General features: G+C 72.9%; 27 protein-coding genes. 17 read left to right on the forward strand and 10 right to left on the reverse strand.

Features of this window, described 5'->3' with window-relative positions:
- Positions 1 to 6 precede the first annotated feature (6 nt).
- Both ACZ7MF_RS00125 and ACZ7MF_RS00130 read right to left on the reverse strand, forming a co-directional pair.
- Positions 7 to 1,314 (reverse strand): CHAD domain-containing protein, encoded by a 1,308-nt coding sequence (locus ACZ7MF_RS00125; RefSeq protein ID WP_471473551.1) that lies wholly within the window; start codon positions 1,312 to 1,314, stop codon positions 7 to 9.
- Positions 1,295 to 3,535, reverse strand: a complete 2,241-nt coding sequence (locus tag ACZ7MF_RS00130) for an RNA degradosome polyphosphate kinase (protein WP_388525928.1) — start codon at positions 3,533 to 3,535, stop codon at positions 1,295 to 1,297. Before ACZ7MF_RS00130 ends, ACZ7MF_RS00125 begins: the two co-directional genes overlap by 20 nt.
- 232 nt (positions 3,536 to 3,767) lie before the next feature.
- Between ACZ7MF_RS00130 and ACZ7MF_RS00135 the strand changes: the two genes are divergently transcribed.
- From ACZ7MF_RS00135 to ACZ7MF_RS00155, 5 genes are read left to right on the forward strand one after another with little or no spacing between them, the layout of a single operon-like run.
- On the forward strand, positions 3,768 to 4,310 hold the full coding sequence (locus ACZ7MF_RS00135) for an RNA polymerase sigma factor (protein WP_127895416.1): 543 nt from the start codon (positions 3,768 to 3,770) through the stop codon (positions 4,308 to 4,310).
- Complete coding sequence (locus ACZ7MF_RS00140) at positions 4,307 to 5,170, forward strand: cupin domain-containing protein (protein WP_471473553.1); 864 nt, start codon at positions 4,307 to 4,309, stop codon at positions 5,168 to 5,170. Before ACZ7MF_RS00135 ends, ACZ7MF_RS00140 begins: the two co-directional genes overlap by 4 nt.
- 43 nt (positions 5,171 to 5,213) lie before the next feature.
- Complete coding sequence (locus tag ACZ7MF_RS00145; protein WP_471473555.1) at positions 5,214 to 6,095, forward strand: ABC transporter ATP-binding protein; 882 nt, start codon at positions 5,214 to 5,216, stop codon at positions 6,093 to 6,095.
- A complete protein-coding gene (locus tag ACZ7MF_RS00150; protein WP_471473556.1) occupies positions 6,092 to 7,621 on the forward strand; it encodes an ABC transporter permease in 1,530 nt (509 codons plus the stop codon). The genes ACZ7MF_RS00145 and ACZ7MF_RS00150 overlap by 4 nt, the downstream gene beginning before the upstream one ends.
- A gap of 23 nt (positions 7,622 to 7,644) precedes the next feature.
- Positions 7,645 to 8,265: an ABC transporter gene (locus ACZ7MF_RS00155; protein WP_471473557.1), complete on the forward strand. Its 621-nt coding sequence runs from the start codon at positions 7,645 to 7,647 to the stop codon at positions 8,263 to 8,265.
- Positions 8,266 to 8,290: 25 nt separating this feature from the next.
- Here ACZ7MF_RS00155 and mshD read toward each other — a convergent pair whose 3' ends face one another.
- Positions 8,291 to 9,220 carry a mycothiol synthase gene (gene mshD / locus ACZ7MF_RS00160; RefSeq protein ID WP_471473558.1) on the reverse strand — a complete coding sequence of 310 codons (930 nt, stop codon included), beginning with the start codon at positions 9,218 to 9,220 and terminating at the stop codon, positions 8,291 to 8,293.
- A gap of 196 nt (positions 9,221 to 9,416) precedes the next feature.
- Here mshD and ACZ7MF_RS00165 point away from each other — a divergent pair, with 196 nt between their 5' ends.
- From ACZ7MF_RS00165 to ACZ7MF_RS00175, 3 genes are all read left to right on the forward strand, one after another.
- Positions 9,417 to 11,255 (forward strand): bifunctional metallophosphatase/5'-nucleotidase, encoded by a 1,839-nt coding sequence (locus ACZ7MF_RS00165; protein ID WP_471473560.1) that lies wholly within the window; start codon positions 9,417 to 9,419, stop codon positions 11,253 to 11,255.
- Between the two features lie 190 nt (positions 11,256 to 11,445).
- Positions 11,446 to 11,733 carry a hypothetical protein gene (locus ACZ7MF_RS00170; protein ID WP_087808569.1) on the forward strand — a complete coding sequence of 96 codons (288 nt, stop codon included), beginning with the start codon at positions 11,446 to 11,448 and terminating at the stop codon, positions 11,731 to 11,733.
- Complete coding sequence (locus ACZ7MF_RS00175; RefSeq protein ID WP_471473561.1) at positions 11,730 to 12,128, forward strand: hypothetical protein; 399 nt, start codon at positions 11,730 to 11,732, stop codon at positions 12,126 to 12,128. The genes ACZ7MF_RS00170 and ACZ7MF_RS00175 overlap by 4 nt, the downstream gene beginning before the upstream one ends.
- Positions 12,129 to 12,133: 5 nt before the next feature.
- Here ACZ7MF_RS00175 and ACZ7MF_RS00180 read toward each other — a convergent pair whose 3' ends face one another.
- Entirely contained in the window at positions 12,134 to 12,517 is a 384-nt protein-coding gene (locus ACZ7MF_RS00180) for a winged helix-turn-helix transcriptional regulator (RefSeq protein ID WP_011029469.1), read from the reverse strand.
- Positions 12,518 to 12,618: 101 nt separating this feature from the next.
- On the opposite strand from ACZ7MF_RS00180, the gene ACZ7MF_RS00185 reads away from it, so the two are divergent.
- On the forward strand, positions 12,619 to 13,020 hold the full coding sequence (locus ACZ7MF_RS00185) for a RidA family protein (protein WP_471473563.1): 402 nt from the start codon (positions 12,619 to 12,621) through the stop codon (positions 13,018 to 13,020).
- On the opposite strand, the gene ACZ7MF_RS00190 is transcribed toward ACZ7MF_RS00185, so the two are convergent.
- The 5 genes from ACZ7MF_RS00190 to glnR all read right to left on the reverse strand — a co-directional run bounded on the left by ACZ7MF_RS00190 (position 12,995) and on the right by glnR (position 18,304).
- Positions 12,995 to 14,440, reverse strand: a complete 1,446-nt coding sequence (locus ACZ7MF_RS00190; RefSeq protein WP_471473564.1) for a sensor histidine kinase — start codon at positions 14,438 to 14,440, stop codon at positions 12,995 to 12,997. The two genes, ACZ7MF_RS00185 and ACZ7MF_RS00190, sit on opposite strands and share 26 nt — an antisense overlap.
- Entirely contained in the window at positions 14,437 to 15,183 is a 747-nt protein-coding gene (locus ACZ7MF_RS00195; protein ID WP_471473566.1) for a response regulator transcription factor, read from the reverse strand. The genes ACZ7MF_RS00190 and ACZ7MF_RS00195 overlap by 4 nt, the downstream gene beginning before the upstream one ends.
- A gap of 77 nt (positions 15,184 to 15,260) precedes the next feature.
- Positions 15,261 to 16,310 carry a S1C family serine protease gene (locus ACZ7MF_RS00200; RefSeq protein ID WP_471473567.1) on the reverse strand — a complete coding sequence of 350 codons (1,050 nt, stop codon included), beginning with the start codon at positions 16,308 to 16,310 and terminating at the stop codon, positions 15,261 to 15,263.
- A gap of 134 nt (positions 16,311 to 16,444) precedes the next feature.
- On the reverse strand, positions 16,445 to 17,467 hold the full coding sequence (locus tag ACZ7MF_RS00205; RefSeq protein ID WP_471473568.1) for a LacI family DNA-binding transcriptional regulator: 1,023 nt from the start codon (positions 17,465 to 17,467) through the stop codon (positions 16,445 to 16,447).
- A 42-nt stretch (positions 17,468 to 17,509) separates the two neighbouring features.
- The gene (gene glnR / locus ACZ7MF_RS00210) at positions 17,510 to 18,304 is read right to left on the reverse strand and encodes a two-component system response regulator GlnR (RefSeq protein ID WP_471473570.1); all 795 of its coding nucleotides are present in this window, start codon (positions 18,302 to 18,304) and stop codon (positions 17,510 to 17,512) included.
- Positions 18,305 to 18,525: 221 nt separating this feature from the next.
- Here glnR and ACZ7MF_RS00215 point away from each other — a divergent pair, with 221 nt between their 5' ends.
- From ACZ7MF_RS00215 to ACZ7MF_RS00245, 7 genes are all read left to right on the forward strand, one after another.
- On the forward strand, positions 18,526 to 19,386 hold the full coding sequence (locus ACZ7MF_RS00215) for an alpha/beta hydrolase (RefSeq protein ID WP_471473571.1): 861 nt from the start codon (positions 18,526 to 18,528) through the stop codon (positions 19,384 to 19,386).
- Between the two features lie 35 nt (positions 19,387 to 19,421).
- Positions 19,422 to 19,676 (forward strand): MoaD/ThiS family protein, encoded by a 255-nt coding sequence (locus ACZ7MF_RS00220; protein ID WP_003974810.1) that lies wholly within the window; start codon positions 19,422 to 19,424, stop codon positions 19,674 to 19,676.
- Between the two features lie 3 nt (positions 19,677 to 19,679).
- A complete protein-coding gene (locus ACZ7MF_RS00225) occupies positions 19,680 to 20,933 on the forward strand; it encodes a hypothetical protein (protein WP_471473573.1) in 1,254 nt (417 codons plus the stop codon).
- 156 nt (positions 20,934 to 21,089) lie between these two features.
- Positions 21,090 to 21,827, forward strand: a complete 738-nt coding sequence (locus tag ACZ7MF_RS00230; protein ID WP_471473574.1) for an LmeA family phospholipid-binding protein — start codon at positions 21,090 to 21,092, stop codon at positions 21,825 to 21,827.
- A 433-nt stretch (positions 21,828 to 22,260) separates the two neighbouring features.
- Complete coding sequence (locus tag ACZ7MF_RS00235) at positions 22,261 to 23,106, forward strand: sulfurtransferase (RefSeq protein WP_471473575.1); 846 nt, start codon at positions 22,261 to 22,263, stop codon at positions 23,104 to 23,106.
- A 31-nt stretch (positions 23,107 to 23,137) separates the two neighbouring features.
- Positions 23,138 to 23,425, forward strand: a complete 288-nt coding sequence (locus ACZ7MF_RS00240; protein WP_356864741.1) for a DUF1416 domain-containing protein — start codon at positions 23,138 to 23,140, stop codon at positions 23,423 to 23,425.
- 122 nt (positions 23,426 to 23,547) lie between these two features.
- Positions 23,548 to 23,805, forward strand: a complete 258-nt coding sequence (locus ACZ7MF_RS00245) for a DUF3099 domain-containing protein (protein ID WP_016326801.1) — start codon at positions 23,548 to 23,550, stop codon at positions 23,803 to 23,805.
- A 71-nt stretch (positions 23,806 to 23,876) separates the two neighbouring features.
- On the opposite strand, the gene ACZ7MF_RS00250 is transcribed toward ACZ7MF_RS00245, so the two are convergent.
- Positions 23,877 to 24,509: a TetR family transcriptional regulator gene (locus tag ACZ7MF_RS00250; RefSeq protein WP_471473577.1), complete on the reverse strand. Its 633-nt coding sequence runs from the start codon at positions 24,507 to 24,509 to the stop codon at positions 23,877 to 23,879.
- Positions 24,510 to 24,599: 90 nt separating this feature from the next.
- On the opposite strand from ACZ7MF_RS00250, the gene ACZ7MF_RS00255 reads away from it, so the two are divergent.
- Positions 24,600 to 25,394 (forward strand): SDR family NAD(P)-dependent oxidoreductase, encoded by a 795-nt coding sequence (locus tag ACZ7MF_RS00255; RefSeq protein WP_471475153.1) that lies wholly within the window; start codon positions 24,600 to 24,602, stop codon positions 25,392 to 25,394.
- The last annotated feature ends 31 nt before the right edge of the window (positions 25,395 to 25,425 follow it).

Below are 25,425 nucleotides of genomic sequence, written 5' to 3' on the forward strand. Positions count from 1 at the left end.
CCGTTCCTACGGCAGCCTGATCGGTTCCTTGCGCCAGCTGTGCTGGAACGCGTACCGCGCGGCCTCCACCTCATGCCGCTGGTCGGCGTGGAGCACACCGAGGGCGTACGCCGTGGCCGGGGCGATGCGCGGGGTGCGGGCGGCCTGGGCGGCGGCCGCGGCGGCCTCCGAGGCGTCTCGGTGGCGGTCCAGGGCCTCACCGGCCGCGAGAAGGCGTACGTCCACCGAGTCGGCGTCGGCGGTCCCAGTGTCCGCGCCGGTCAGCGCCTCCAGGGCGTAGCGGTGCAGGCGCAGCAGCAGGCGGACCTGGTGCCACGGGGTGTCCTGGGGGTGCGGGGCGGGATCCGGGGAGAGCCCGTGGACCAGCGCCTCGGCGTTGTACGGACTGCCCGCGGTGACCAGCGGGAGGGCGGCCACGGCGTCCGTGAGGCGCTCCTGTGCGGCGGCGGCCAGCGGGCGGAGGTCGACGGGCGCGGCGTCGGATGCGGCGGCGGAAGCGGCCCTGCGCCCGGCGCTGCTCAGGGGGACTTCGCTGGCCAGTAAGGCGACCTTGTCGGCGACCGCGTGGAAGCGGCTGCTGCCCAGGGCCTGGAGGGCGGTGGAGTGCGCCCGGGTGCGGGCCAGGGTCAGCTGCCGGTCGAGCAGCGCGCCCGCCTTGGCCGCGCCCACCGTGAGGGTGCCGCGGTTCGCGGAGGCCGGGTGGGTGGGGGGTGCGGCGGGCGGCACGGCCGTGGTCGTGGCGGTGGCCCGGCCCACCGGCCGCGGGGCCGGGAACGCCGTCGAACCGGAGAGCCGGTGCAGGGCCTGGAGCAGGCGCTCCAGCCGGGACGCGTACGCGTGCTCCAGGGCCAGCGTGCCGGACAGCCAGGCCAGCTCGGGGCGCATCTCCTCCGCCCAGCCTGGGTCCAGCAGCGGCTGGAAGGTGTGCAGGGTGCCGCTGATGCGGCGGGCCGCGCGGCGCAGGGCGCGGGCCGCGTCCACGTCGTCCGCGTGCTGGGCCGGCCGGCCCGGTTCGCCGAGGGCGCCGTTCGCAGCCGCCGCCGTGCCCGTACCCGGACCGGCGCCCGCGCCCGGTCCCGACTCCCGGTGGCGGCGCAGCGCGCGCAGGAACTCGGTGGCCTGGGCGCGCAGGTAGCCCACCAGCGCGTCGGAGCCCGCGTCGGTGTGCGGGGCCGCATCGGCGTCCCCGGTCGCGTCCCCGCGTGCGTCCCCGTGCGCGCCGGTCGAGGCGGGGTGCGGCGGTCCGGCGGTCGCCGGAGGTTCCGTCGGGGTGTCCGTCGGAATGTCCGTAGTGTCAAGGTGTCGCTGTGCCACGCCGGCGCCTCCGGGCGTCTATGAGCATCTCCTGGATGTTGCGCAGGGGCTGGCCGTCCGCGTCGGTCGCGTGCCGGGTCCACTCGCCGTCCGGGCCGAGGTGCCAGGAGGCGGTGCCGTCGGACATGCCGTTCTCGAGGAGCCGGTTCAGGGCCGCCCGGTGGGCCGGGTCGGTCACCCGGACCAGGGCCTCTATCCGGCGGTCGAGGTTGCGGTGCATCATGTCGGCGCTGCCGAGCCACACCTCGGGCTCACCGCCGTTGCCGAAGGCGAAGACCCGCGAGTGCTCCAGGAAGCGGCCGAGGACCGAGCGGACCCGGATGTTCTCCGACAGGCCCGGCACGCCCGGGCGCAGCGCGCAGATGCCGCGCACCCACACGTCGACCGGCACACCGGCCTGGGAGGCGCGGTAGCAGGCGTCGACCACGGCCTCGTCGACCATCGAGTTGACCTTGATGCGGACGTGGGCGGGGCGCCCGGCGCGGTGGTGCTGGATCTCCTTGTGAATGCGGGAGACGAGGCCGTCGCGCAGCGACTTGGGCGCGACCAGGAGGCGGCGGTAGGTCTCGCGCCGTGAGTAGCCGGAGAGGCGGTTGAACAGGTCGGAGAGGTCCGCGCCGACCTGCGGGTCCGAGGTGAGCAGGCCCAGGTCCTCGTAGAGGCGGGCCGTCTTCGGGTGGTAGTTGCCGGTGCCGACGTGGCTGTAGCGGCGCAGGGTCTCGCCCTCCTGCCGTACGACCAGGGAGAGCTTGCAGTGGGTCTTCAGGCCCACCAGGCCGTAGACGACGTGACAGCCGGACTCCTCCAGCTTGCGCGCCCATTTGATGTTGGCGGACTCGTCGAAGCGGGCCTTGATCTCCACCAGGACGAGGACCTGCTTGCCGGACTCGGCCGCCTCGATGAGCGCGTCGACTATGGGGGAGTCGCCGGACGTCCGGTACAGCGTCTGCTTGATCGCGAGGACGTCCGGATCGGCGGCGGCCTGCTCCAGGAACGCCTGCACGGAGGTGGAGAAGGAGTCGTACGGGTGGTGGAGCAGGACGTCCTTGGTGCGCAGGGCGGCGAAGATGTCCGGCGCGGACGCGGACTCGACCTCGGCCAGGTCGCGGTGGGTGCCGGCGACGAACTTGGGGTACTTCAGCTCGGGCCGGTCGATGCTGTGGATGCGGAAGAGGCCGGTGAGGTCCAGGGGGCCGGGCAGCGGGTAGACCTCCGCCTCGCCGATCTTCAGCTCGCGCACGAGGAGGTCCAGGACCTCGCGGTCGACCGACTCCTCGACCTCCAGGCGGACGGGCGGGCCGAGGCGCCGCCGCATCAGCTCCTTCTCCAGGGCCTGGAGCAGGTTCTCCGCGTCGTCCTCCTCCACCTCCAGGTCCTCGTTGCGGGTGAGGCGGAAGGTGTGGTGCTCCAGGACCTCCATGCCCGGGAACAGTTCTTCCAGGTGGGCGGCGATGACGTCCTCGACGGGGACGTAGCGGCCCGGGGAGGCCTCCAGGAAGCGGGAGAGCAGCGGCGGGACCTTGACGCGGGCGAAGTGGCGGTGGCCCGTGACGGGGTTGCGGACGACGACGGCGAGGTTGAGGGAGAGGCCCGAGATGTAGGGGAAGGGGTGGGCCGGGTCGACCGCGAGCGGGGTGAGGACGGGGAAGATCCGGTGCCGGAAGAGGGTGAACAGGCGGGCCTGCTCCTTCTCGGCCAGTTCGCTCCAGCGGACCAGGTGGATGCCCTCCTCGGCGAGGGCCGGGGCGACGTCCTCGTGGAAGCAGGCGGCGTGCCGGGCCATCAGCTCGCGGGAGCGGGCCCAGATCATGTCCAGCACCTCGCGGGGCTGGAGGCCGGAGGCGGAGCGGGTGGCGACCCCGGTCGCGATGCGGCGCTTGAGGCCGGCGACGCGGACCATGAAGAACTCGTCCAGGTTGCTGGCGAAGATCGCGAGGAAGTTGGCCCGCTCCAGCAGGGGCGTGTTCGGATCCTCGGCGAGTTCGAGCACGCGTTCGTTGAACGCGAGCCAGCTGCGCTCGCGGTCCAGGAAACGGCCCTGCGGGAGGCGGGCGCCGCCGTCCTGGGACTCCTCCGACTCCTCGTACGCGTCGAGGTCGGCGTCGATGTCCGGCTCCAGTCCGGAGACCGTGGCGGCCACGGTGTCCGGGCGGTGCGCGGCGATGGAACCCACGGAGGGCTGCGTGTGCTGGGCCTCGGCCTGAGTGTTCGGCTGCCTCATGAACCCATTCTTCCGCGCCGCGCGCGCCTCAGGCGCGTCGAAGGGCCCGGAGGGCCCCGAGGGCCCGGAAGGCTGTGGCTCGGTCGGCTTCATTCGGTGAGCCTCGCAAGGCTGTCTGAATCGATGGTTACGGGGACATGACGTGTGGGATAGCTGCGGGTCTCCGAAACGTCGCCGTGAGCCGCCCTGAGATCGTGTGAACCGGTCGGGCCGGCTCGTGCGATGAGGAGATGTGAGCGAAACGAGAAGCGACGGGGAGCTGCTGCGGGCCGTCGCGGCGGATGCCGACCGGCGTGCCTTCGAGGAGCTGTACCGCCGGTACGCCCCCTGGCTGACCGCCCGCATGCGCAGCCGCTGTGCCGACGCCGCGGTGGTCGACGACGTCGTGCAGGAGACCTTCCTCGCGGTGTGGCGCGGCAGCGCGCGCTACCGGGAGGAAGGTGACGTGGCGGGGTGGCTGTGGCGGATCGGGTCGCGGCGGCTGATCGACGTGCTGCGCGGCGAGGGCGCGCGCGGACGGCTGCGGCAGGCGCTGGCGCGGCTGCGGCACCGGGACGAGGTCTCGGCGGAGGAGCGCGTCCTGGCCGGGGTCGAGCACGGCGACCTCGCCGGCGCGCTCGTGCGGCTCTCGCCGGAGCTGCGCGCGGTGCTCCAGGCCACCGTCGTCGACGGGCTGACCACCCGTGAGGCGGCCGTCCTGCTCGGCATCCCGCCGGGCACGGTCAAGACGCGGGCGATGCGGGCCCGCCGGCAGCTGCGGGAGGCGCTGGCATGAGGATCGAGGAAAGCCGTCCCCGGGACGCCTGGCACGTGGACGAGGACGACCTGCGGGCCTACGCCCGGGGAGACCTCGCGGCGCCCGCGCTCTGGTCCACCGACGCCCATCTGACCGCCTGCGCCACCTGCCGGGGCGTCCTCGCCGAGGTGAGCGACGCCGCCGCGCTGGACGCGGGGTGGGCACGGCTCGACGCCGAGCTGGACGCGCCCCGGCCGGGGTGGTTCGAACGGCTGCTGGTGCGGTGCGGCGCGGGCGACGGCACCGCGCGACTGCTCGCGGCCACCCCCATACTGCGCCGGTCCTGGTTCGGCGCCCTCGCCGCCGTGCTGCTCGTGACCTTCCTTGTGGCCGTCTCGGCCGGTGCCGCCGGCCGGCCCACGCTGTTCCTGGTGTGCGCCCCGCTGCTCCCGCTGGTCTCGGTGGCGCTCGCCTACGGGCCCGCGCTGGACCCCACGCACGAGATGGCCGTCGTCTCGCCGATGCACGGCTTCCGGCTGCTGATGATCCGTACCGTCGCCGTGCTCGTGGTGGCGCTCGGGGTGGGCGGACTCGCCAGCCTCGCCCTGCCCGGGTTCGGACCGGCCGCCCTGGCCTGGCTGCTGCCCGGGCTCGCCCTCACCGCGACCGGGCTCGCGCTGACGCCCCGGCTGGGTCCCGTGCTCGCGCCGTCCGTGCTCGTGTGTGCCTGGGCGGCGGTGCTGCTGGCCGCGGACGCGGCCCGCGCGTCCACGGACGGCCCGCTCGCGCCGTTCACCGCGGCCGGGCAGGGCGTGTCCGGACTCGTGGCGGTGCTGGGCGCCGGCCTGCTGTTCCTCTTCCGCGACCGGTTCGACGTCTCCGCGCGCGGTGTCGCGTGAGCCCCTCCTTCTTCTCGACCCCCTTCATGTACGGGAGTGCCGTATGACCCCCACCGTTTCCGCCTCCGGGCTGAGCCTGCACTACGGGCGCACCCGTGCCCTCGACGACGTCTCACTGCGGCTGACCCCGGGCGTCACCGGACTGCTCGGGCCCAACGGCGCCGGGAAGACCACGCTGCTGCGGGTGCTCGCCACCGCGGTGCCCGCCGACCGGGGGGCCTTCACCGTCCTCGGGCACGACCCCGGGAGTTCACGCGGGCGGCAGGAGGTGCGGCGGCGGCTCGGCTATCTGCCGCAGACGCCAGGATTCCACCCGGACTTCACCGCCTTCGAGTTCGTCGACTACGTGGCGATCCTCAAGGAGCTGGCGGACCGCCGGGAGCGGCACCGCGAGGTGCGGCGCGTACTGGAGGAGGTCGACCTCGGGGACGTGCGCGGCCGCCGGATCAAGAAGCTGTCCGGGGGCATGCGGCAGCGGGTGGCGCTCGCCGCGGCGCTGGTGGGCGACCCGGGGTTCCTGGTGCTGGACGAGCCGACCGTCGGCCTCGACCCCGAGCAGCGGATGCGGTTCAGGGAGCTGATCGCCGGGGCCGGGGAGGGGCGGACGGTGCTGCTGTCCACCCACCAGACCGAGGACGTGGCGATGCTCTGCCACCGGGTGATCGTCATGGCGGCCGGGGCGGTGCGCTTCGACGGGACTCCGGCCGAGCTGACCGCGCGGGCCGCCGGACGGGTGTGGAGCAGCGCGGAGAAGGACCCCGGAGCCAAGGCCGGCTGGCGCACCGGCACCGGCTCCTTCCGGAACGTGGGGGACCCGCCCCCGGGCGCGGAGCCCGCCGAACCCACCCTGGAGGACGGCTACCTCCTCGTCCTCGACGGCTCGGACGACACCGGCACGGCCGCCGGCACGGAGGTGGCCGCGTGAGCGCCGTACTGACGGAGGAAGCCGTGCCCGCGCGGACGCCGGCCCAGGACGGGCCCGACCGTGGGACGCGGGCCGTGCTGGCCCTGGCCCGGTTCGAGGCCCGCAGGCTGCTGCTGAGCATCCCCGTCCTCATCGCCTTCGCGGCCTACGTCGCGTGGATCGTGTGGCGGACGAGGACTTCCTGGGACGGCAGCCCCGCCCTCCAGGACGCCGACCGCGCCACCCAGTCCATGCCGATGCTCGTCGGCCTCGCCGTCCTGCTGTGCGCCGCCCGCGCGGTCATTCGCTCCGAACGACACGGCACCGAGCACCACTTCTCGGTGCTGGTCCTGCAACCCTGGCGCCGTACGGCGGCCCACGCGCTGTCCGTCGTGCCGGCCGCCCTGCTCACCGCCCTCTGCGTGGCCGGGCAGTTCACCTGGGAGGCGCTCAAGCCGGGCGCGATCGGGCACGCCTCACCGGCCGAGCTGGCCGTGGGACCGCTGACGGTGCTGGTGTTCGGGGCGCTCGGGGTGCTGCTCGGCCGACTGGTGCGGTCGGCGCTCGCCGCGCCACTGCTGGTGGTCCTCCTGCTGTTCGTCTTCGTCCTCGGTACCGGGCCGAGCGAGGGGAGCGGGCTGTCCTGGCTGGCACCGGTCGTCTCCGTGACCGGCCCGGACACCCTGCCCTCCGATCTGCTGGGGCGGCCCGCCGCCTGGCACGCTCTGTACCTGGCGGGCGCGGCCCTGTGCGTGGCCTTCCTCGCCATGGCCGTCTCCGGCGGGCGCGGCATCTTCGTCCGGGCGGGCCTCGCCCTGGGTCTGGCGGGGGCGGTGACGGGCGGGGTGCTCCAGGCCGGAGGCGTGACACCGTCGCCGGAGCTGACCGCGGCCCGTGAGCGTGCCTCGGTGCGCCCCGAGCTGACCTGCTCCGAGCACGGCCGGTCGAGGTACTGCGCCTTCCCCGAGTGGGCGCCGCGCACCGGCACCTGGGCCACGGTCGTGGACCACGTCCAGTCCCTGTCCGGCGGCTCCGCACACGACCGGCCCCTCGTCGTACGGCAGCGGATCGACGCCCGCTACGGGCTGGGCACCGACACCGCGATCCCCGCGTCGACCGAGCCGCACCGGGTCACCGTGGGTACCGCCTGGGGCGGCAACCGGGTCCCGGAGTTCTCCAGTGCCGTCGCCGCTGTCCTCGTCGCGGGCACGGAGGCGGCGGGGAGCGAGTTGTGCGACGGGCGGATGGTCACCGTCATGTGGCTCTCGCTCAGCTGGCAGGACGACCCGATGGACGCGCTGCGCCGGGTCCGCCTCGACGACAGTGTGACGGGCTCCGCGATCGTCCTGTCGCCCACCAATCCGCTGTCCATGACGGACGGCCAGACCGATGTGGTGCGCCGCCTGCTGGAGGACCCGCCCACCGGGACCGGGGCCCGGGTCAAGGAGCACTGGGCCGAACTGACCGCACCGGGCGTCACGACCGCCCGCGTCGCCGAACTGCTCGGCGTGGCCGGGCCGGAGAAGGCGGACTCGTGCGAGGACTGACGGCCGCCCGAGGAGCGGCGACGGTGGATCTGGCCGGCGCGCTGTGGCGCACGCTCCCCTGGCGTGCCCTGGCGGCGGCGGGGGCCCTCGGCCTGCTGGTCGCCGGCGCCCCCCTCGCCACCGGCGCCGAACCGGCGCCCTGGCAGACGCTGTTGCTGCTGCGGGGCGCCGCGCTGATCGGCGCGCTCGGCCTGGCCTTCCTGCTGGACGACCCGGCCCGCCACCTGACCGTGCCCGTGCCGACGCCGAGGCTCGTCCGGCAGGTGCTGCGGGTGGCCCTGGTCGCGCCGCTGGCCGTGCTGTGGTGGACGGCGGTCCTGCTCCTGACCCCCTCGGCGTCCCGGCCTCCGGCCGGCGGGGTCACCCTGGAGGCAGTGGCGGTGGGCGCCCTCGCTCTCGCCGCTGCGGCCCTGGCCGTACGGCTGTCGGACGAGGCCCGTCCGGGGCCGCTCGTCGCCGCGTCCCTGCTGCTCACTGCCGTTCTCGTGCCCCTGCTCGCCCCGGAGGACTGGGCGCTGTTCGTCCAGGCGGACGATCCGCGCTGGCCCGTGGCACACGAGCGGTGGGCGGTGCTGGCGGCGGCGGTGGCCGTGGCATGGGCGGTGTGCGGGCCGGAGCCATTGGGGCGAAGACGCGGTCGGTGACCGGGCTCCGGAACGGTACGACGGCTCAGGTCTCCGTGCGGTACATCAGGTCCGTCTCGTGGGTGGTGAATCCGAGGCGCTCGTAGACGGCGACGGCCGCCTTGTTGTCGGCGTCGACGTACAGCATGGCCGTGGGCAGGCCCTGCCCCTCCAGGTGGCGCAGGCCGATGGTGGTCAGGGCCTTGCCCAGGCCGCCGCCCTGGGTGTCGGGGCGGATGCCGAGGACGTAGACCTCGCCGAGCCCCTCCTCGGCGTGCACCTTCGTCCAGTGGAAGCCGATCAGTTCGCCGTCCCGCTCGGCGAGGAAGAACCCCGCCGGGTCGAACCACGGTTCGGCCTTGCGGTCGTCGAGGTCGCGCTGGGTGAGCGAGCCCTGCTCGGGGTGGTGGGCGAATGCGGCCGCGTTCACGGCGAGCCAGGCCGCGTCGTCCTCGCCGGGCACGAAGGCGCGCACGCTCACGCCCTCGGGCAGTCGCGGCTCCGGCAGATCCAGGCCGGCCAACGGGCGTCGCAGCTGCCGCAGTTCCCGGAAGAGGGAGAGCCCGAGCACCTGGGCGAGATGCCGGGCGGCGGAGTGCCCGCCGTGCGCCCAGACCCGCAGCCGCTTGCCGGAGGCGGCGAGCAGCGCGGAGCCCAGGGCCCGCCCGTGTCCCTGGCCCCGGTACGAGGGGTGGACGACCAGCTCGGCGGCCGGCGGCTCGACCGGGTCGGTGCCCTCCAGCTGGGCGTAGCCGACGAGTTCGCCGCCGTCCAAGGTGAGCAGGAGGTGTACGACGCCCTCCCTGGCGGGGCCGCGCAGTTGCAGCCGGCCCTGCTCGGACACGGCGTGCTGACCGTCGTTCCGGGCCGCCTCGGTGAGCAGGGTGAGGACGGCGTCGGTCTGCTCCGGCGCGAGTTCGGCGAGGGTCTCGATCGAGCGGGGGCGGCCGGGCCGCACGGTGTCGTCGCTGGTCATGCGTACGAGGGTAAGGGGCGGGCGGGGCAAAGCGGCGGCAGTGGGCGAGGAGGAGGAAGGAGGCGAAGCAGGGGGCGAAGCTAAACCAGGCTGTAACCCGGAAGCCCCTGTCGCGCTACGCGCGTTGACTCTAGGCTGCTGCGCCGACGAGCCGTCTCCTCAGCGGCTCGCGCCACGCACACCCACAGGGGGGCGCATGCCAGCCACAGCACAGTCGCACCAGCCGCGTCGCAGACGCCGTACGAGCCGTCTCCTCGTCGCCGCCGCCACCGTCGTCACCGCCGGGGCGCTCGCCGCGGCGGCGCTCCCGGCCTCGGCGAGCGCGGGCGGAAACGACCGCGGCCACGGCGGCCACGGGCACGGGCATGGTCACGGTCATGGCCGTTATCAGGACGTCCAGCTCCTCTCCTTCAACGACCTGCACGGCAACCTGGAGCCGCCCGCGGGTTCCTCCGGCCGGGTCACCGAGGTCCAGCCGGACGGGACGACGAAGACGATCGACGCGGGCGGCGTGGAGTACCTGGCCACCCACCTGCGCGAGGCCCGCAAGGGCAACCGGTACTCCATCACCGCCGCGGGCGGCGACATGGTCGGCGCCTCCCCGCTCCTGTCCGGTCTCTTCCACGACGAGCCGACCGTCGAGGCGCTGAACAAGCTCGACCTGGACGTGACGAGCGTCGGCAACCACGAGTTCGACGAGGGCGCCAAGGAGCTGGCCCGTCTCCAGAACGGCGGCTGCCACCCCACCGAGGGCTGCTACACGGACAAGGAGTTCAAGGGCGCCGACTACCCGTACCTGGCGGCGAACGTCCTGGACGAGAAGACCGGGAAGCCCCTCCTCAAGCCCTACTGGGTGTGGAAGCAGCGGGGCGTCAAGGTCGGCTTCATCGGCGTGACCCTGGAGGGCACCCCGGACATCGTCTCGGCGGAGGGCGTGAAGGGCCTGAAGTTCAAGGACGAGGTCGAGACGATCAACAAGTACGCCAAGGAGCTGCAGCGCCAGGGCGTGAAGTCGATCGTCGCCCTCATCCACGAGGGCGGCTTCCCCGCCTCGTCCTCCTACAACTACGACTGCGACTCCCCGGGCGCGGGCGACGGCATCTCCGGCCCGATCGTCGACATCGCCAAGAACATCACCCCGCAGGTCGACGCGCTGGTCACCGGCCACACCCACAACGCGTACGTCTGCACGATCCCCGACCCCGCGGGCAACCCCCGCATGGTCACCTCGGCCTCGTCCTTCGGCCGCCTGTACACGGACACCACGCTGACGTACGACCGCCGCACCGGTGACATCGCCCGTACCTCGGTGAAGTCGGCCAACCACGTGGTGACGCGGGACGTCCCGAAGGCGCCGGACATGACCCGGCTGATCGACAAGTGGGGCACGCTGGCCGCCCCGATCGGCAACCGCCCCATCGGCTACGTCTCCGCCGACATCAACCGCGACGGCACCGAGTCCCCGCTGGGCGACCTGATCGCCGACGCGCAGTTCGCGTACGGCAAGGCCCAGGACCCGGAGACCGACCTGGCGCTGATGAACCCGGGGGGCATCCGCGCCCCGATCACCTACACGGCCTCCGGCGCCGAGGGCGACGGCGTCGTCACCTACGCCGAGGGCTTCACGGTGCAGCCCTTCGCCAACACGGTGAACCTCAAGGACTACACGGGCGCGCAGCTGATCCAGGTCCTCAAGGAGCAGGTGAGCGGCCCGAACGAGGCGGCCCCGAAGATCCTCCAGGTGTCCTCCGGCCTCACCTACACCCTGGACCTGACCAAGTCGGGCGCGGACCGCGTCGTCACGGACTCCATCCGTTTGAACGGTGCCGCGATCGACCCGACGGCCACCTACCGCGTCGCTTCCAACAGCTTCCTCGCGGGCGGCGGCGACGGCTTCACCACGCTGGGCGAGGGCACGAACGAACTCGTCGGCGCGGACGACCTGGCGGCCTTCGAGCAGTACCTGACGGCCAACTCCTCGGCGACCGCCCCGATCACGCCCCCGGCGGCGGACCGGATCACGGTCGTGCAGTAGGCGACGGCCGGCTGCTCCGGGCAGGGGCCCGGTACGTCCGACGGTCGGGGGACCGCGGGGGTGCCGGGCCCCTCGCCGTGCGGGGACGGGGGGAGGGGGAAGTCAAGCGGCGGGTGCGTCGTAAGCACCTTCGAGTGACGGGCGGCGGCGGAAACGGTTCACCGCTTTGTGGCGTGAGTATGGTGGGGCCATGGCAGAAAACACGACCATTCAGGTGTCGCGCCGGGCCCGCGACCACCTCGCCCAGGTCGCCAAGGAGCGGGGCATGACCCTCGGCCAGCTGGTCGAGCAGCTCGCCTCGGAGCAGCCGACGGCGGAGCAGATCGCGGAGCGGGTGGCGGCCACCCGCGCAGTCCTGCGCGAACGGCTCGGCTGCACGCTCAGCGACGAGGAGTTCGACGACGGACCGAACGTGCTGGCCAACATCTACGCGATGGCCGCGGAGAAGACCCGAGCTCTCCGGGAGGACGCCGCGTGATCATCCTCGACGCGGACGCGGCTCTTGCGCTCGCGCAGGGCCACGAGGCACTCCATCGTCTCGCCGACAACGTCGCGCACACGCCGGGTGACTGGCTGCACCTCCCGGCGCTGTGCCTCATGAAGGCGGAGGAGCGGGAGGCCAACGTCGGGAGTGCCCTGCTGGCACTTCCCGGGCTGCACATCGATCCGTTCGGCCAGACCGCGGCCGTAACAGTCGGCGGGATGGTGCGTGACGGCTGGGGCGGCGCCGATACCTGTCACGCGTTGTACGTGGCGACGCCGCACCTGGACTCGGGGGGTATGTCGATCATTCTGACGGGCCGGGAGGATCGCTACCCGCCGGGGTTCCTCACCGTCGACATCGATGCCCCCGGCATGCTCGGCTTCCACTGACGCGCTCAGGCGTCGAAACGCTCCCGTGCTCCCTCGATGTGGCCGAGGTGGCGCTGGGTCCAGTCGCAGATCGCGTCGACCGTGGCGCGCAGGGCGCGGCCCGGCTCGGTGAGGGTGTACTCGACCTTCGGCGGCACGGTCGGATGCACCGTGCGGTCGACCAGGCCGTTGCGCTCCAGCATCCGCAGGTTCTGGGTGAGCATCTTGTGGCTGATGCCCTCGACCTCGCCGCGCACCTCGCTGAAGCGCAGGGTGCGCTCGCCGAGCGCCTCGATGATCAGGAGCGCCCACTTGTTGGCGACGTCCGAGAAGATCTCCCGCGCCAGGGAGTCCGCGCGCCGCAGGTCCGCGTCCTCGGGCAGGCCGTTGAGCAGTTGCTTGGTCACCATCAGGTTCCTCAGTCACCGAAAAGTGCGTTCTTCCAGTTCAGCCCTCACTCTCCTACAGTTCCCGAGTAACCACAAGAGAGTGAATCGGAAGGGCGAGCACCATGACCACCCACGATGTCTTCCGCTTCGACGTGCCGGCCGAGGACGACTTCGGTTACTCCCAGGCGATCAGGTCGGGCGAACTGGTCCACGTCTCCGGGCAGCTCGCGTTCGACGAGGCGGGCGGGTTCCCCGACGGGGGCGACTTCGCCGCCCAGCTCCGGCGCACGCACAGCAATATGGACCGGGTCCTGGACCACTACGGAGCCACCCGCAACCAGATCGTGTCGCAGACCCAGTACGTGGTGGACCTGCGGGAGCACGCCGCCGCGGCGGCGCGGAGCAACCTGGCGTACTTCGGCGCGCACCGCCCGGCCAGCACGGTCCTGGGCGTGACCGAGCTGACCCTGCCCGGTCAGGTCGTCGAGATCAGCTTCGTCATCGATCTTCGGTTGCCCGCCTGAGGTCTCCCTCCGGCGGCGGCACCGGCGCCCCCGGCAGCCGGATCGTGGCGGTGGTGCCGCCGCCGTCGGCCCGGGTCAGGCCCACCGTGCCGCCCGCCTGCTGCACCGTCCGCGCCACGATGGACAGGCCCAGGCCCGAACCGGGCAGGGCGCGGGCGCTCGGGGAGCGCCAGAAGCGGTCGAAGACGTGGGGGAGTTCGTCGGCGGGGATGCCGGGCCCGTGGTCGCGGACCGTCAGCACGCCGTCGGTGAGGCGTACGTCGATCGTGCCGCCCTCCGGGCTGAACTTCACCGCGTTGTCGAGCACGTTGACGACCGCGCGTTCCAGCGCGGCCGGTTCCGCCCGTACGTACCAGGGGCGGACGTCCGCGTCGATCGCCAGCTCCGGGCCGCGCAGCCGGGCACGGCGCAGCGCCGACTCGACGACGTCGTGCCAGGCGAGGATGCGGGTGCGGCCCTCGTGCTGGCCGGTGTCGGGGCGGGAGAGTTCCTGGAGGTCGCCGATGAGCGCCGCCAGTTCCGTCATCTGGGCCTTAACCGAGGCGAGCAGCGCCTTGCGGTCGGCCTCCGGGATCGGGCGGCCCGTCTCCTCGCTGCGGGTGAGCAGCTCGATGTTGGTGCGCAGCGAGGTGAGCGGGGTGCGCAGTTCGTGGCCCGCGTCGGCGATGAGCTGCTGCTGGAGGTCGCGGGAGCTGGCCAGGGACGAGGTCATGCTGTTGAAGGACCGGGACAGGCGGGCGATCTCGTCGTCGCTGTCGTCCGCGACCGGGATGCGGACGGTGAGGTCCTCGGTGCGGGCGACGTGTTCGACGGCCCGGGTCAGATCGTCGACGGGGCGCAGGCCGGTGCGCGCCACCCAGAGTCCGGCGGCGCCGGCGCCGACGACACCCGCGCCCGCGACGATCACGAGCACCAGGGCGAGGTCGTTGAGGGAGCGGTTCACCTCGCCCAGCGGCCGGGCGGCGGAGACGGCCACGCCCAGCTCGGGCAGCACGCTGTAGGTGTAGACGCGGTACTGGGCACCGTCGGCCCCCGTGGCGTCGTGCAACGCGTCGGTGGACTCGCCCTCGGCCACGGCGTGGTCGGCGTCGCTGAGCGGCACCTCCTGGGTGCCGATGATGAGGCAGCTCCCGCCCGTGCCGTCCACGAGCTGTACGGACGAGCCGAAGGGGTTCTGTTCGTGCGTGACGGGGTCGTGGGCGCACGCGCCGGTGCGCAGGTTGACGTACTGGCTCACCTGCTGCTTGGTCATCCGGTTCGCCTTGAGGGCCTCGTCGAGCGAGCTGACCAGCACGCTCTTGACCACGAACCAGCAGGCGAGCGCCGCCGCCGCCACCGCGAACGCCACCGCCGCCGCCACCAGCAGCGACAGCCGCGCCCGGATGGGCAGGGCGCGGACCCGGCGGACCAGGCCTGTCACTCGGCGCCGCCCTGCCGCAGGACGTAGCCGACGCCGCGGACGGTGTGCACGAGACGCGGCTCGCCGCCCGCCTCGGTCTTGCGGCGCAGGTACATGACGTACACGTCGAGGGAGTTCGACGACGGCTCGAAGTCGAAGCCCCAGACGGCCTTCAGGATCTGCTCCCGGGTGAGGACCTGGCGCGGGTGCGCCATGAACATCTCCAGCAGGGTGAACTCCGTGCGGGTCAGTTCCACCGGGCGTCCGGCCCGCGTGACCTCCCGGGTCGACAGGTCCATGGTCAGGTCGGCGAAGGTGAGGGTGTCGTCGTCCTCGGCGGTGGCCTCCACCGCCGCCGCGTAGGAGCTGCGGCGCAGCAGCGCGCGGATGCGGGCGAACAGCTCGTCCAGCTCGAACGGCTTGACCAGGTAGTCGTCCGCTCCCGCGTCCAGGCCGGTCACCCGGTCGCCGACCGTGTCGCGGGCGGTCAGCATCAGGATGGGGGTCAGGTCACCCGCGCCGCGGATGCGGCGGGCGGCGGTCAGGCCGTCCATGCGGGGCATCTGGATGTCCAGGACCACGAGGTCGGGCCGGTAGGCCGCCGCCTTCTCCAGCGCGTCGGCGCCGTCGACCGCGACCTCGGTGTCGTACCCCTCGAAGGCGAGGCTGCGCTGGAGGGCTTCGCGGACCGCCGGCTCGTCGTCGACGATCAGGATGCGCTGGATCTCGCGGTCGCGGTCGCGGTCGGCGTCTGCGGGGCTCATGGGCTCGGGTCCTCGGGTGCGGTCGGGTACGGGCACGGGGTGTCAACGCTTTCAGCGTCGCACGTCTTCGCGCCCGCTCAGTTGCTGGCGCCCGCCCGCAGCTCGGGCAGGTCGGCCTTGACCGTGTTGACCGGGATGGCGAAGCCGAGGCCCACGCTGCCCGCGCTCGCGGAGGACTCGGTCGCCGAGTACATCGCGGAGTTGATGCCGATGATGTTGCCGTTCATGTCGATCAGCGCGCCGCCGGAGTTGCCCGGGTTGAGGGACGCGTCGGTCTGGATCGCCTTGTACGTCGTCGTGGACGAGCCGGTGTCGCCGTTGAACTGCTGCCCGCCGAACTCGAACGGCCACTGGCCGCCCTGCCGCTGCTGCTGTTGCTGCTGGCCCTCGTCCGTCGAGACGGTCACGTCCCGGTCGAGGGCGGAGACGATGCCGCTGGTCACGGTGCCGGTCAGGCCCTCGGGGGAGCCGATGGCGACGACCTGGTCGCCGACCCCGATGCCGTCGGAGTCGCCGAGGGTGGCGGCCTTCAGGCCGGAGGCGTTCTCCAGCTTGATCAGCGCGAGGTCCTTCTTGCTGTCGGTGCCGACGACCTCGGCGGTGTACTGCTTGCCGTCGTTCGTCGTCACCTTGACGGAGGAGGCACCGGCGACGACGTGGTTGTTGGTGATGATCTCGCCGTCGTCGGTGATGATCACACCGGAACCGGTGGAGGAGCCGGCGTTCGAGGTGGCGTTGATCTCGACGATGCTCGGGCTGACCGCCTTCGCGACGCCGGAGACCGTGCCCTTCTGGCTGGAGGGCACCACGTTGGTGCTGGTCGAGCTGGATGCGACGGTGTCGCTGCCGGTCAGCTCCTGGATGCCGTACGCCGTGCCGCCGCCGACGGCCGCCGCGACGATCGCCACGGCCACCAGCAGGGCGGCGGGGCCGCGCCGTCTGGCCGGGCGCCTGCCGTGCGGCGGCTCGGGCTGCGGGTCGGGCAGGGGCTGCGTGGGGTGGTTCCCGGGCGGCTGCGCGGGCGGGGGCGGCCACTCCGGGTTGACGGGAGAGGAGGCGTGCTGGGAAGTTCCCTGATACGGGTTCGCGTGCTCGTACTCGCCGTTGTGGCGGAGGCTCTCGGTCATGTCCATGAGCTTCCCGCCCGTGGATGAGAGCGGCCTGAGTGCTGCCTGAGAAGCCCGGCAGAACCTCGTATGCCCGATATAAAAGGCCCCCTGCTCCTGGCCCCCTGCTCCAGGCCCCCCGGCTCCGGCGGTGGCTACACGCAGCCGCAGGACTGCCGTACGACCAGCTGCGACGGGAACACCTTCAGCCGCTCGCGGCGGGAGCCCGCCACCCGCAGGCCGTCGTCCAGGACCAGGTCCACGGCGGCCCGTGCCATCGCCGACCGGTCCGAGGCGACCGTCGTCAGGGGCGGGTCGGCGAGATCCGCCTCCTTGATGTCGTCGAACCCGGCCACCGCCAGCTCGCCGGGGACGTCGATGCGCAGCTCGCGGGCCGCGCGCAGCAGGCCGATCGCCTGGTCGTCGGTGGAGCAGAAGATCGCGGGCGGGCGCTGCGGCCCGGAGAGCAGCTCCAGACCCACGCGGTACGCGTCGTAGCGGTTGTACGGCGCTTCGAAGAGCCGGCCCTCGGTGGAGAGCCCGGCCTCCTTCATCGCGCGCTTCCAGCCCTCGACGTGGTCGGAGACCGGGTCGCCGACGGACGGCGTCTCGGCGGTGCCGCCCATGCAGGCGACGTACTCGTACCCGTGCTCCAGCAGGTGGCGTACGGCGAGCTGGGCGCCGCCCAGGTCGTCCGTGACGACGGCGACGTCGTCGATGGCCTCGGGGCGCTCGTGCAGCAGGACCACCCGGGCGTCCCAGGCGTCGATCTCGGCGGCGGCGTTGTCGTTCAGCGCGTGGCTGACCAGGATCAGGCCGGAGACGCGCATCCCGAGGAAGGCGCGCAGGTAGTGGACCTCGCGCTCGCCGACGTAGTCGCTGTTGCCGACGAGCACCATTTTGCCGCGCTCGGAGGCGGCCCACTCGACCGCGTGCGCCATCTCCGCGAAGAACGGCTGGCGCGCGTCCGGCACGATCAGGCCTATGAGGTCCGTGCGCCGCGACGCCATCGCCTGGGCGACCCGGTCCGGGCGGTACCCCAGTTCCTTGATCGCGGCGAGGACACGCTCGCGCGTGGCCGGGGCGACCGGCCGGGGTCCGTTGTTGATGACGTAGCTGACGACGGCGGTGGAAGTCCCCGCCAGTCGCGCCACATCATCCCGAGTCACCTTGGCCACGCGCGGAGTCTACGCGGATGGACCCGCTCCGGGCAGGGCGTATCACACCTTGGATGACCTTGCGTGCGCCGCCTCGTTCCTCTCGGCGGCCGCCTTGTCGGGCTCCTCGGCCTTCTCGGTCTTCTCGGCCTTCTCGGTTTTCCCAGCCTTCTCGGCCTTCTCGGGCTTCTCCGGCGTCACGAAGCGGTAGCCGACGTTGCGGACGGTGCCGATCAGCGACTCGTGCTCGGGGCCGAGCTTGGCGCGCAGCCGCCGTACGTGCACGTCGACCGTGCGGGTGCCGCCGAAGTAGTCGTACCCCCACACCTCCTGGAGCAGCTGCGCGCGGGTGAACACGCGGCCGGGGTGCTGGGCGAGGTACTTCAGCAGCTCGAACTCCTTGAAGGTCAGGTCCAGGACCCGGCCCTTCAGCTTCGCGGAGTACGTCGCCTCGTCCACCGACAGGTCGCCGTTGCGGATCTCCATGGGGGAGTCGTCGCCGCCGAGCTGCTGGCGGCCGGTGGCCAGCCGCAGCCGCGCCTCGACCTCCGCCGGACCGGCGGTGTCGAGGAGTACGTCGTCGATGCCCCAGTCGGCGGTGACGGCGGCGAGACCGCCCTCGGTGACGATGAGGACCAGCGGACAGCTGAGGCCCGTGGAGCGCAGCAGCTGGCACAGGCTGCGGATCTGGGGGAGGTCGCGGCGGCCGTCGACGAGGATGACGTCGGCGCCGGGGGTGTCGACGAGGGCGGGGCCCTCGGCGGGGGCGACGCGTACGTTGTGCAGCAGCAGGCCGAGGGCGGGAAGCACCTCCGTCGACGGCTGGAGGGCGTTGGTCAGGAGCAGCAGAGAACTCATCGCGCCCCACCTGCCTGGGGGGACGGTTTGTGGTCGTGCCCGGTTCGCTCGCCCATAACGTCTGGTTCCTCCTGGGTCCCTGCGAGGACGTTTGCGGCACTGCTTCTTACTGGTGGCGTCCGGGTGGTGAACGCCGGGCGCCCGCCCGGCATCGCTCCCGAAAGCACAAAAGGACCCGGGGGCTACGTTGCCCGAGTCCTCTGCCCAGCAGAATAGCCGACATGAGCAACCGACCGCCGGGTCATGTGGCGCGTTCCACCCGTGGTCCAGCCAATCGTCCGCATCCCGAGACGCCCCGGGGAGCGCCGCGCCGCACGCCCGCGCGCACCTTCCTCCGTACGGCCGACGGTGTCCTCATCGACGCCGTGTACGAGCCGGGACCGGGCGGTCGCGACCCTGCTGACCTGGTGTTCGTCGTCGCGCACGGGTTCACGGGCGACGCCGACCGGCCCCACGTGCGGCGGATCGCGGCGGCGTTCGCGCGGCACGGTGCCGTCGTCACGTTCTCCTTCCGGGGCCACGGCGCGTCCGGCGGACGGTCCACCGTCGGCGACCGCGAGGTGCTCGACCTGGCCGCGGCGGTGGCGTGGGCGCGCGGCTTCGGGCACGCGCGCGTGGTGACCGTCGGCTTCTCCATGGGCGGCTCGGTGGTCCTGCGGCACGCCGCGCTGCACGCCGACGACGACGCGGCGGGCACGGACGCCGTCGTGTCGGTCAGCTCCCCCGCCCGCTGGTACTACCGGGGCACGGCACCCATGCGCCGGCTGCACTGGCTGGTCATGCGCCCCGCCGGGCGCCTGGTGGGCCGCTACGGCCTGCGCACCCGGATCCACCACCGGGACTGGGACCCGGTGCCGCTGTCGCCGGTGGAGGCGGTGGCGCGGATCGCGTCGACGCCGCTGCTCGTCGTGCACGGGGACCGGGACGGCTACTTCCCGCTCGACCACCCCCGGATGCTGGCCGAGGCCGCCGGTGACCACGGCGAACTCTGGCTGGAGCCCGGCATGGGCCATGCCGAGAACGCCTCGGACGAGACGCTGCTGCACCGCATCGGCGACTGGGCGGTGGCCCGGGCGGGCTAGCCTGACGTTGTTCATCGCCGAGACGAAGGAACGAGATGGCAAAGGTCACGGTGCGCTACTGGGCCGCCGCGAAGGCCGCGGCGGGGGTGGCCGAGGAGCCCTACGACGCGGCGACGCTCGCCGACGCGCTGGGCGCGGTCCGCGAGCGGCACCCCGGCGAACTCACCCGTGTGCTGCTGCGCTGCTCGTTCCTCGTCGACGGCGACCCCGTGGGCACCCGCGGGCATGAGACGGTACGGCTGGCCGAGGGCGGCACGGTCGAGGTGCTCCCGCCGTTCGCAGGAGGGTGAGCGATGACCGACCAGCCGCATCAGCCGTACCAGCAGTACGACCCGAATCAGCCGTACGACCCGAGCCGGCAGTACGGCCCGGACCAGCAGTACGAGGGGTACGACGCCCAGGCGTGGCCCGGGCAGCAGCCGTACCAGTCGTACCAGTCGCACCAGGGCTACGGGGAGCAGCAGCCGGACCCGAACGCCGGCCAGTACACGCAGCAGTGGCAGGGGCAGACCTGGGAGACGCAGGTGCAGCCGCCGGTCTCCGCGGAGGAGACGGCGTACCTGCCGCCGCACACCGCGCAGCCGCAGCCGCAGCCGCAGCCGCAGCCGCAGCAGTACGCGCCGCAGGGGTACGGGCAGCCCCAACCCCAGCCCCAGCCGTACGCGCCCCAGCCGCAGCCGTACGCGCCGCCCGTCACGCCCGAGCCGAGCCCCGCGCCCACTCCCGCCCCGGCCCCCGCCCCTTCCGCGCCCGGCGATCCGGGTTACGGTCCCGCGACCGTCGCCGGGAACACGCGGATCACGGACGCGCAGCGGGCCCGGGCCGAGGGGCGTTCGCCGATCATCGACCCGGGCATGCAGCCGGCCGGACTCACCGCGCTGCTCGGGCTGCTGCTGTCCGGCGCGGCGGCGCTCGGCACGTACGCCCTCCTCGTCCCGCTCGTCGTCCTCCAGGCGGTCACCGCGGCGGGCTGGTTCCGGCTGAACGGCATGTGGCCCGCCCGGCAGGGCATCGCGCTGGGCTTCCTGGGCGCGCTCGCCGCCGACGCGGCGCTGCTGGTGTCGGACCGCTCCCCGGCGGCGATCCTCGGCACGCTCGGGGTGTGGGTGCTGCTCTCCCTCGTCCTGCAACTCCGCTCGCACGCCGACCCGGACGAGCGGATGTACGGCCTGATGGCGACCATCGCCGCGGCGGCCCTGGCCGTCGTAGCGGGCGGCTACCTCGCCGCCGACGCGGACGCGGTGACGGTCGGCGGCATCGCGGTGGCCGTGGCGGCCGTGGCCCGCGCGCTGCCGCTGCCGACCCCGGCGTCCGTGGTCGTCGCGCTGCTCGCGGCGGCCGGGGCGGGGATCGCGGCCGGCTCGATGACGGACTTCGGGGCGTCGGGCGCGCTCCTCGGTGCGGGCGCGGCGGTCTGCGCGCTGATCGGCCTGCGGGTGGCGGCCTACGACTACCCCTCCCGCTTCGTCCACTTCACGGCGGGCGTGGCACTGCCGCTGGCGGCGGCGGCCCCGGCCGTGTACCTCCTGGGCCGGGCCCTGGCCTGAGTCCGGCCCCGCCCGCCGGTACGGCGCCCCCTGTCACAGGTGTTCGACAAAACCCGGGGGGCGCCACCGGCCCGCGTTACGCTCGCGCTGGACGGCCGCCGGTCGTCGGTCGTCGGGTCCGCCGTCGTCGAGCGTCCAGGGTTGGGGAAACACCGCATGCGCGCACTGCGAATACTGTTGATCGTCGTCGTGATCCTGGGCGGCCTCTTCGTGATCGCCGACCGTGTCGCCGTCAACTTCGCCGAGGACGAGGCCGCGGACAAGCTGCGCAGCACCGAGAACCTCGCCTCGACGCCGGACGTCTCCATCAACGGCTTCCCCTTCCTCACCCAGGTCGCCGGCGGTTCCCTGGACGACGTGGAGGTCGGCATCGACGACTACGAGGCGTCCACCGGCAACGGCGGCGAGAAGATCCGCATCGCCGAGCTGCGCGCGCACATGAAGGGCGTCGAGTTCTCCGGCGACTACAGCTCCGCCACCGCGGCCACCGCCACCGGCACCGCGACCGTCGGCTACGACGAGCTGATGAAGGCCACCAGGTCCGAGCCCACGGAGATCGCGCCCGGCGTCTCGGCCAAGGTCATCGGCCTCTCCGACGGCGGCAACGGAAAGATCAAGGTGTCGCTGCGGGCCACGGTCCTCGGGGTCGAGGTGCCCGAGCCGGTCGAGGTGCTCAGCTCGGTCAAGGTCAAGGACGACGACGTCGAGGTCGTCGCCGACGGCCTGCCGGAGATCGGCGGCAAGCAGCTCGCCGAGTCCCGGATCCGGGCCATCACCGACTTCCAGCAGACCATCGACGAGCTGCCGGGCGGCATCGAGCTGGACAAGGTCGAGGCGGCGAAGGACGGCGTCGAGATCACGGTGAAGGGTTCGAACGTCAAGCTGGCCGGGTAGGACGAAGGCCGGTGCCGCGGGGTCCGGCGACGCCCGTGTCCGACAGGCGAGACGGCGCTGTCCGTACCGCAGATGCGGTGACGCCGGCGTCGGCCCCGGCGACCCTCGGGGCAGGGGGGCGGAGCCTCCTGATCCCACATGTCGGACGATCGCGTCTCATCATGCGACACGTCGGTGACACGGCCCGCCCTCAATCCCTACGATCGGGTCCTATGAAGCGACAGGCGGACCTCACGAAGCGGCGGGCAGTGGACCTGTGCCGCGTTGCCGCCATGCTCTGTCGCTCCTTCTGAGACGGACGGCGACGTCGCCGTCCGTGTCCCCCTCACCCTCGCCCCGCACCGTCGTGGGCACCCGCGCGCGACGCGGCACGGCCCGAGCGCGCACCCCCTCTCACCGCACGCCCCGCCGCAACTGCCCCGGAGGAGAAAACATGAGCCGCAGCGACGTCCTGGTCGACGCCGACTGGCTGCAGGACCACCTGGACGACACCGACATCGCGATCGTCGAGGTGGACGAGGACACGTCCGCCTACGAGAAGAACCACATCAAGAACGCGATCCGGATCGACTGGACGCAGGACCTCCAGGACCCGGTCCGCCGCGACTTCGTCGACCAGGAGGGCTTCGAGAAGCTCCTGTCGGCCAAGGGCATCGCCAACGACACCCTGGTGGTCCTCTACGGCGGCAACAACAACTGGTTCGCGTCGTACGCCTACTGGTACTTCAAGCTCTACGGCCACGAGAACGTGAAGCTCCTCGACGGCGGCCGCAAGAAGTGGGAGCTGGACGCCCGCGAGCTGGTCCCCGGCGACGAGGTGCCCCAGCGCGCCGCCACCGACTACAGGGCCAAGGCGCAGAACACCGCGATCCGCGCCTTCCGCGACGACGTCGTCAAGGCGATCGGCGCGCAGAACCTGGTCGACGTCCGCTCGCCCGACGAGTTCTCCGGCAAGCTGCTCGCCCCGGCCCACCTCCCGCAGGAGCAGTCGCAGCGTCCGGGCCACGTCCCGTCCGCCCGCAACATCCCGTGGTCGAAGAACGCCAACGACGACGGCACCTTCAAGTCGGACGACGAGCTCAAGCAGCTCTACACCGACGAGCAGGTCGACCTGGCGAAGGACACCATCGCCTACTGCCGCATCGGCGAGCGCTCGGCCCTGACCTGGTTCGTCCTGCACGAGCTGCTGGGCGTGGAGAACGTCAAGAACTACGACGGCTCCTGGACCGAGTACGGCTCCCTCGTCGGCGTGCCGATCGAGCTCGGCGCCAACAAGTAAGCCCGCCCCCTCAACCCCTCAGGAGTACGACATGTGCGGAGCGAAGGCCGGCGGCCCCGACGCCTCGACGATCAAGCCCGGTGAGACCACCATCCAGGGTCAGGTGACCCGCGACGGCGAGCCGGTGACGGGCTACGTCCGTCTGCTGGACGCCACCGGCGAGTTCACGGCGGAGGTCCCGACCTCCGCGACGGGCCAGTTCCGCTTCTACGCGGCCGAGGGCACCTGGACCCTGCGCGCGCTCGTCCCGGGCGGCACCGCCGACCGCACGGTCGTGGCCCAGCACGGCGGCCTCGCGGAGGTCGCGATCGCCGTCTGACGGCAGGCAGCACAGCGCGCGCGGCGCGCGGACGGCCGAGGGGCCGCACCCACCGGGTTGGACGCCTGGGGTGCGGCCCCTTCGGCGTGTCCGGACGGGGGGTCCGGACCTACTCTGGAGGTATGTACGCGCGGCGGCGGCACGTCTACTTCGCCATGATGGGGACCTGCATCGTCCTCTTCGTCCTGGCCTGGGGAGTCGTGCGTCTCTGGTCCGTCCCGGCGGCCGTCGGCCTGTGCGTGTTCACGATGCTCATCCCCCCGGTGGCCGCGATGGTCGCCAACCGGCGCGGCCCGGACGACCGGTGGTGGGACGACCCGTCGGGCGACGCCCAGTCCGACGAGTGGTGGGACGAACTGGACGGCAAGAAGCGCCACTGACGAGAAGCGCCACTGACGAGAAGCGCCACTGACGAGAAGCGCCACTGACGAGAAGCGCCACTGAAGCGCCACTAAGGGGTGTCGTCCCCGGCGCCGAGGAGGCTGCGCAGACAGCGCACCGCCAGGTCGGCGGGCGAGCCGGGGCCCTCGGTCGCGGCCTCGGTGCCGGACCAGGTCTCCAGGGCGATCCGGATGGCGTCGGTGGCCGCGGCGGCGACCAGGCGCACCTCCAGCGGGTCCCGGCGGCCGTCCGTCAGCCGGGCGATCACCGGGATGAGCAGCTCCTCCGACTCCTGGTTCACGCGGTACCAGACCGCCCGCAGCGCGGGATCGTCCGCGGCCGCGCGCAGCAGACCACGCGTGCGCAGCAGCGCCTCGACGGCCTGCGCATCCGGCGTCGCCAGCGCCTGCTCGACCGCGCCGCGCAGGGCGGGACCGAGGGCGCTGCCCGGCGGCGCCTCGGCCAGCAGCGCCCGCCAGCGGTCGGCACCGTCCGTGAGCAGGGGGCCGACGGCGTCCTGCTTGGAGCGGAAGTACCGGTAGAAGGTCCGCAGCGCGACCCCCGCCCGCCGGGCGATCTCCTCCGCCGTCGTGGCCTCCGGGCCCCGGGTGGCGAAGAGCTCTGCCGCTGCGTGCGCGATGTCGAGCTGGGTGGCGGCCTTGCGGCGTTCGGTCAGCGTCGGGGGCGGTGGCTCGGTGCTCACCCGAGAAGCGTACGGCCTGCGACCACCAGGCGGCACGCCGTGACGTGATGGCAAAACGTGCCACTCGGGCGTACGGTGACGGACATGGATATGAACTACGCGCATCGTTACGAAGGCCGTCGCGCCCTGGTCACCGGCGGCGGCTCGGGCATAGGCCAGGCCACCGTGCTGCGGCTGCTCGCGGAGGGCGGCACCGTCGTCGCGGCGGACGTCAGCGAGCCGGGCCTGAAGGACACCCTGGAGAAGGCCGGGGCCCACGCGGACCGGCTCACCACGCTCGTCGTCGACATCGCCGACGAGACCTCGGTGCGCGAGGGCGTGCGGGCGGCCACGGACACGCTGGGCGGCCTCGACGTCCTGGTCAACGCGGCCGGCATCCTGCGCTCCTCGCACACCGAGAAGACCGGCCTGGCGGACTTCACCCAAGTCCTGACGGTGAACCTCGTCGGCACCTTCCTGGTGATCCGCGAGGCGATCCCGGCGCTCCTGGAGGGCAGGGACCCGGCGGTGGTCAACTTCAGTTCGACCTCGGCCGTGTTCGCACACCCGTACATGGCGGCCTACGCGGCGAGCAAGGGCGGCGTCCAGTCCATGACCCACGCCCTGGCCGCCGAGTACGCGGGACGCGGCATCCGCTTCACCGCCGTCCAGCCCGGCTCCATCTCCTCGGGCATGACGGACGGCAGCGGGGCCAGCGGGCAGAGCGTCGGTCCCGGGCTGCCCGAGGACGCCGACATGGCCCTGTTCGCGAAGCTCTCCCCCGCGCTCGGCCGGGGTTTCGCCGGTCCGGAGACGGTGGCGTCGGTCGTCGCGATGCTGGCCTCGGATGACGGCCGGTTCATCACCGGCACCGAGGTCCGCGTCGACGGCGGCACCCACTTCTGAGGGCGCCCGCCCCCAGAACCCCAGAAAGGAA

Source organism: Streptomyces sp. NPDC111628, assembly GCF_055635195.1.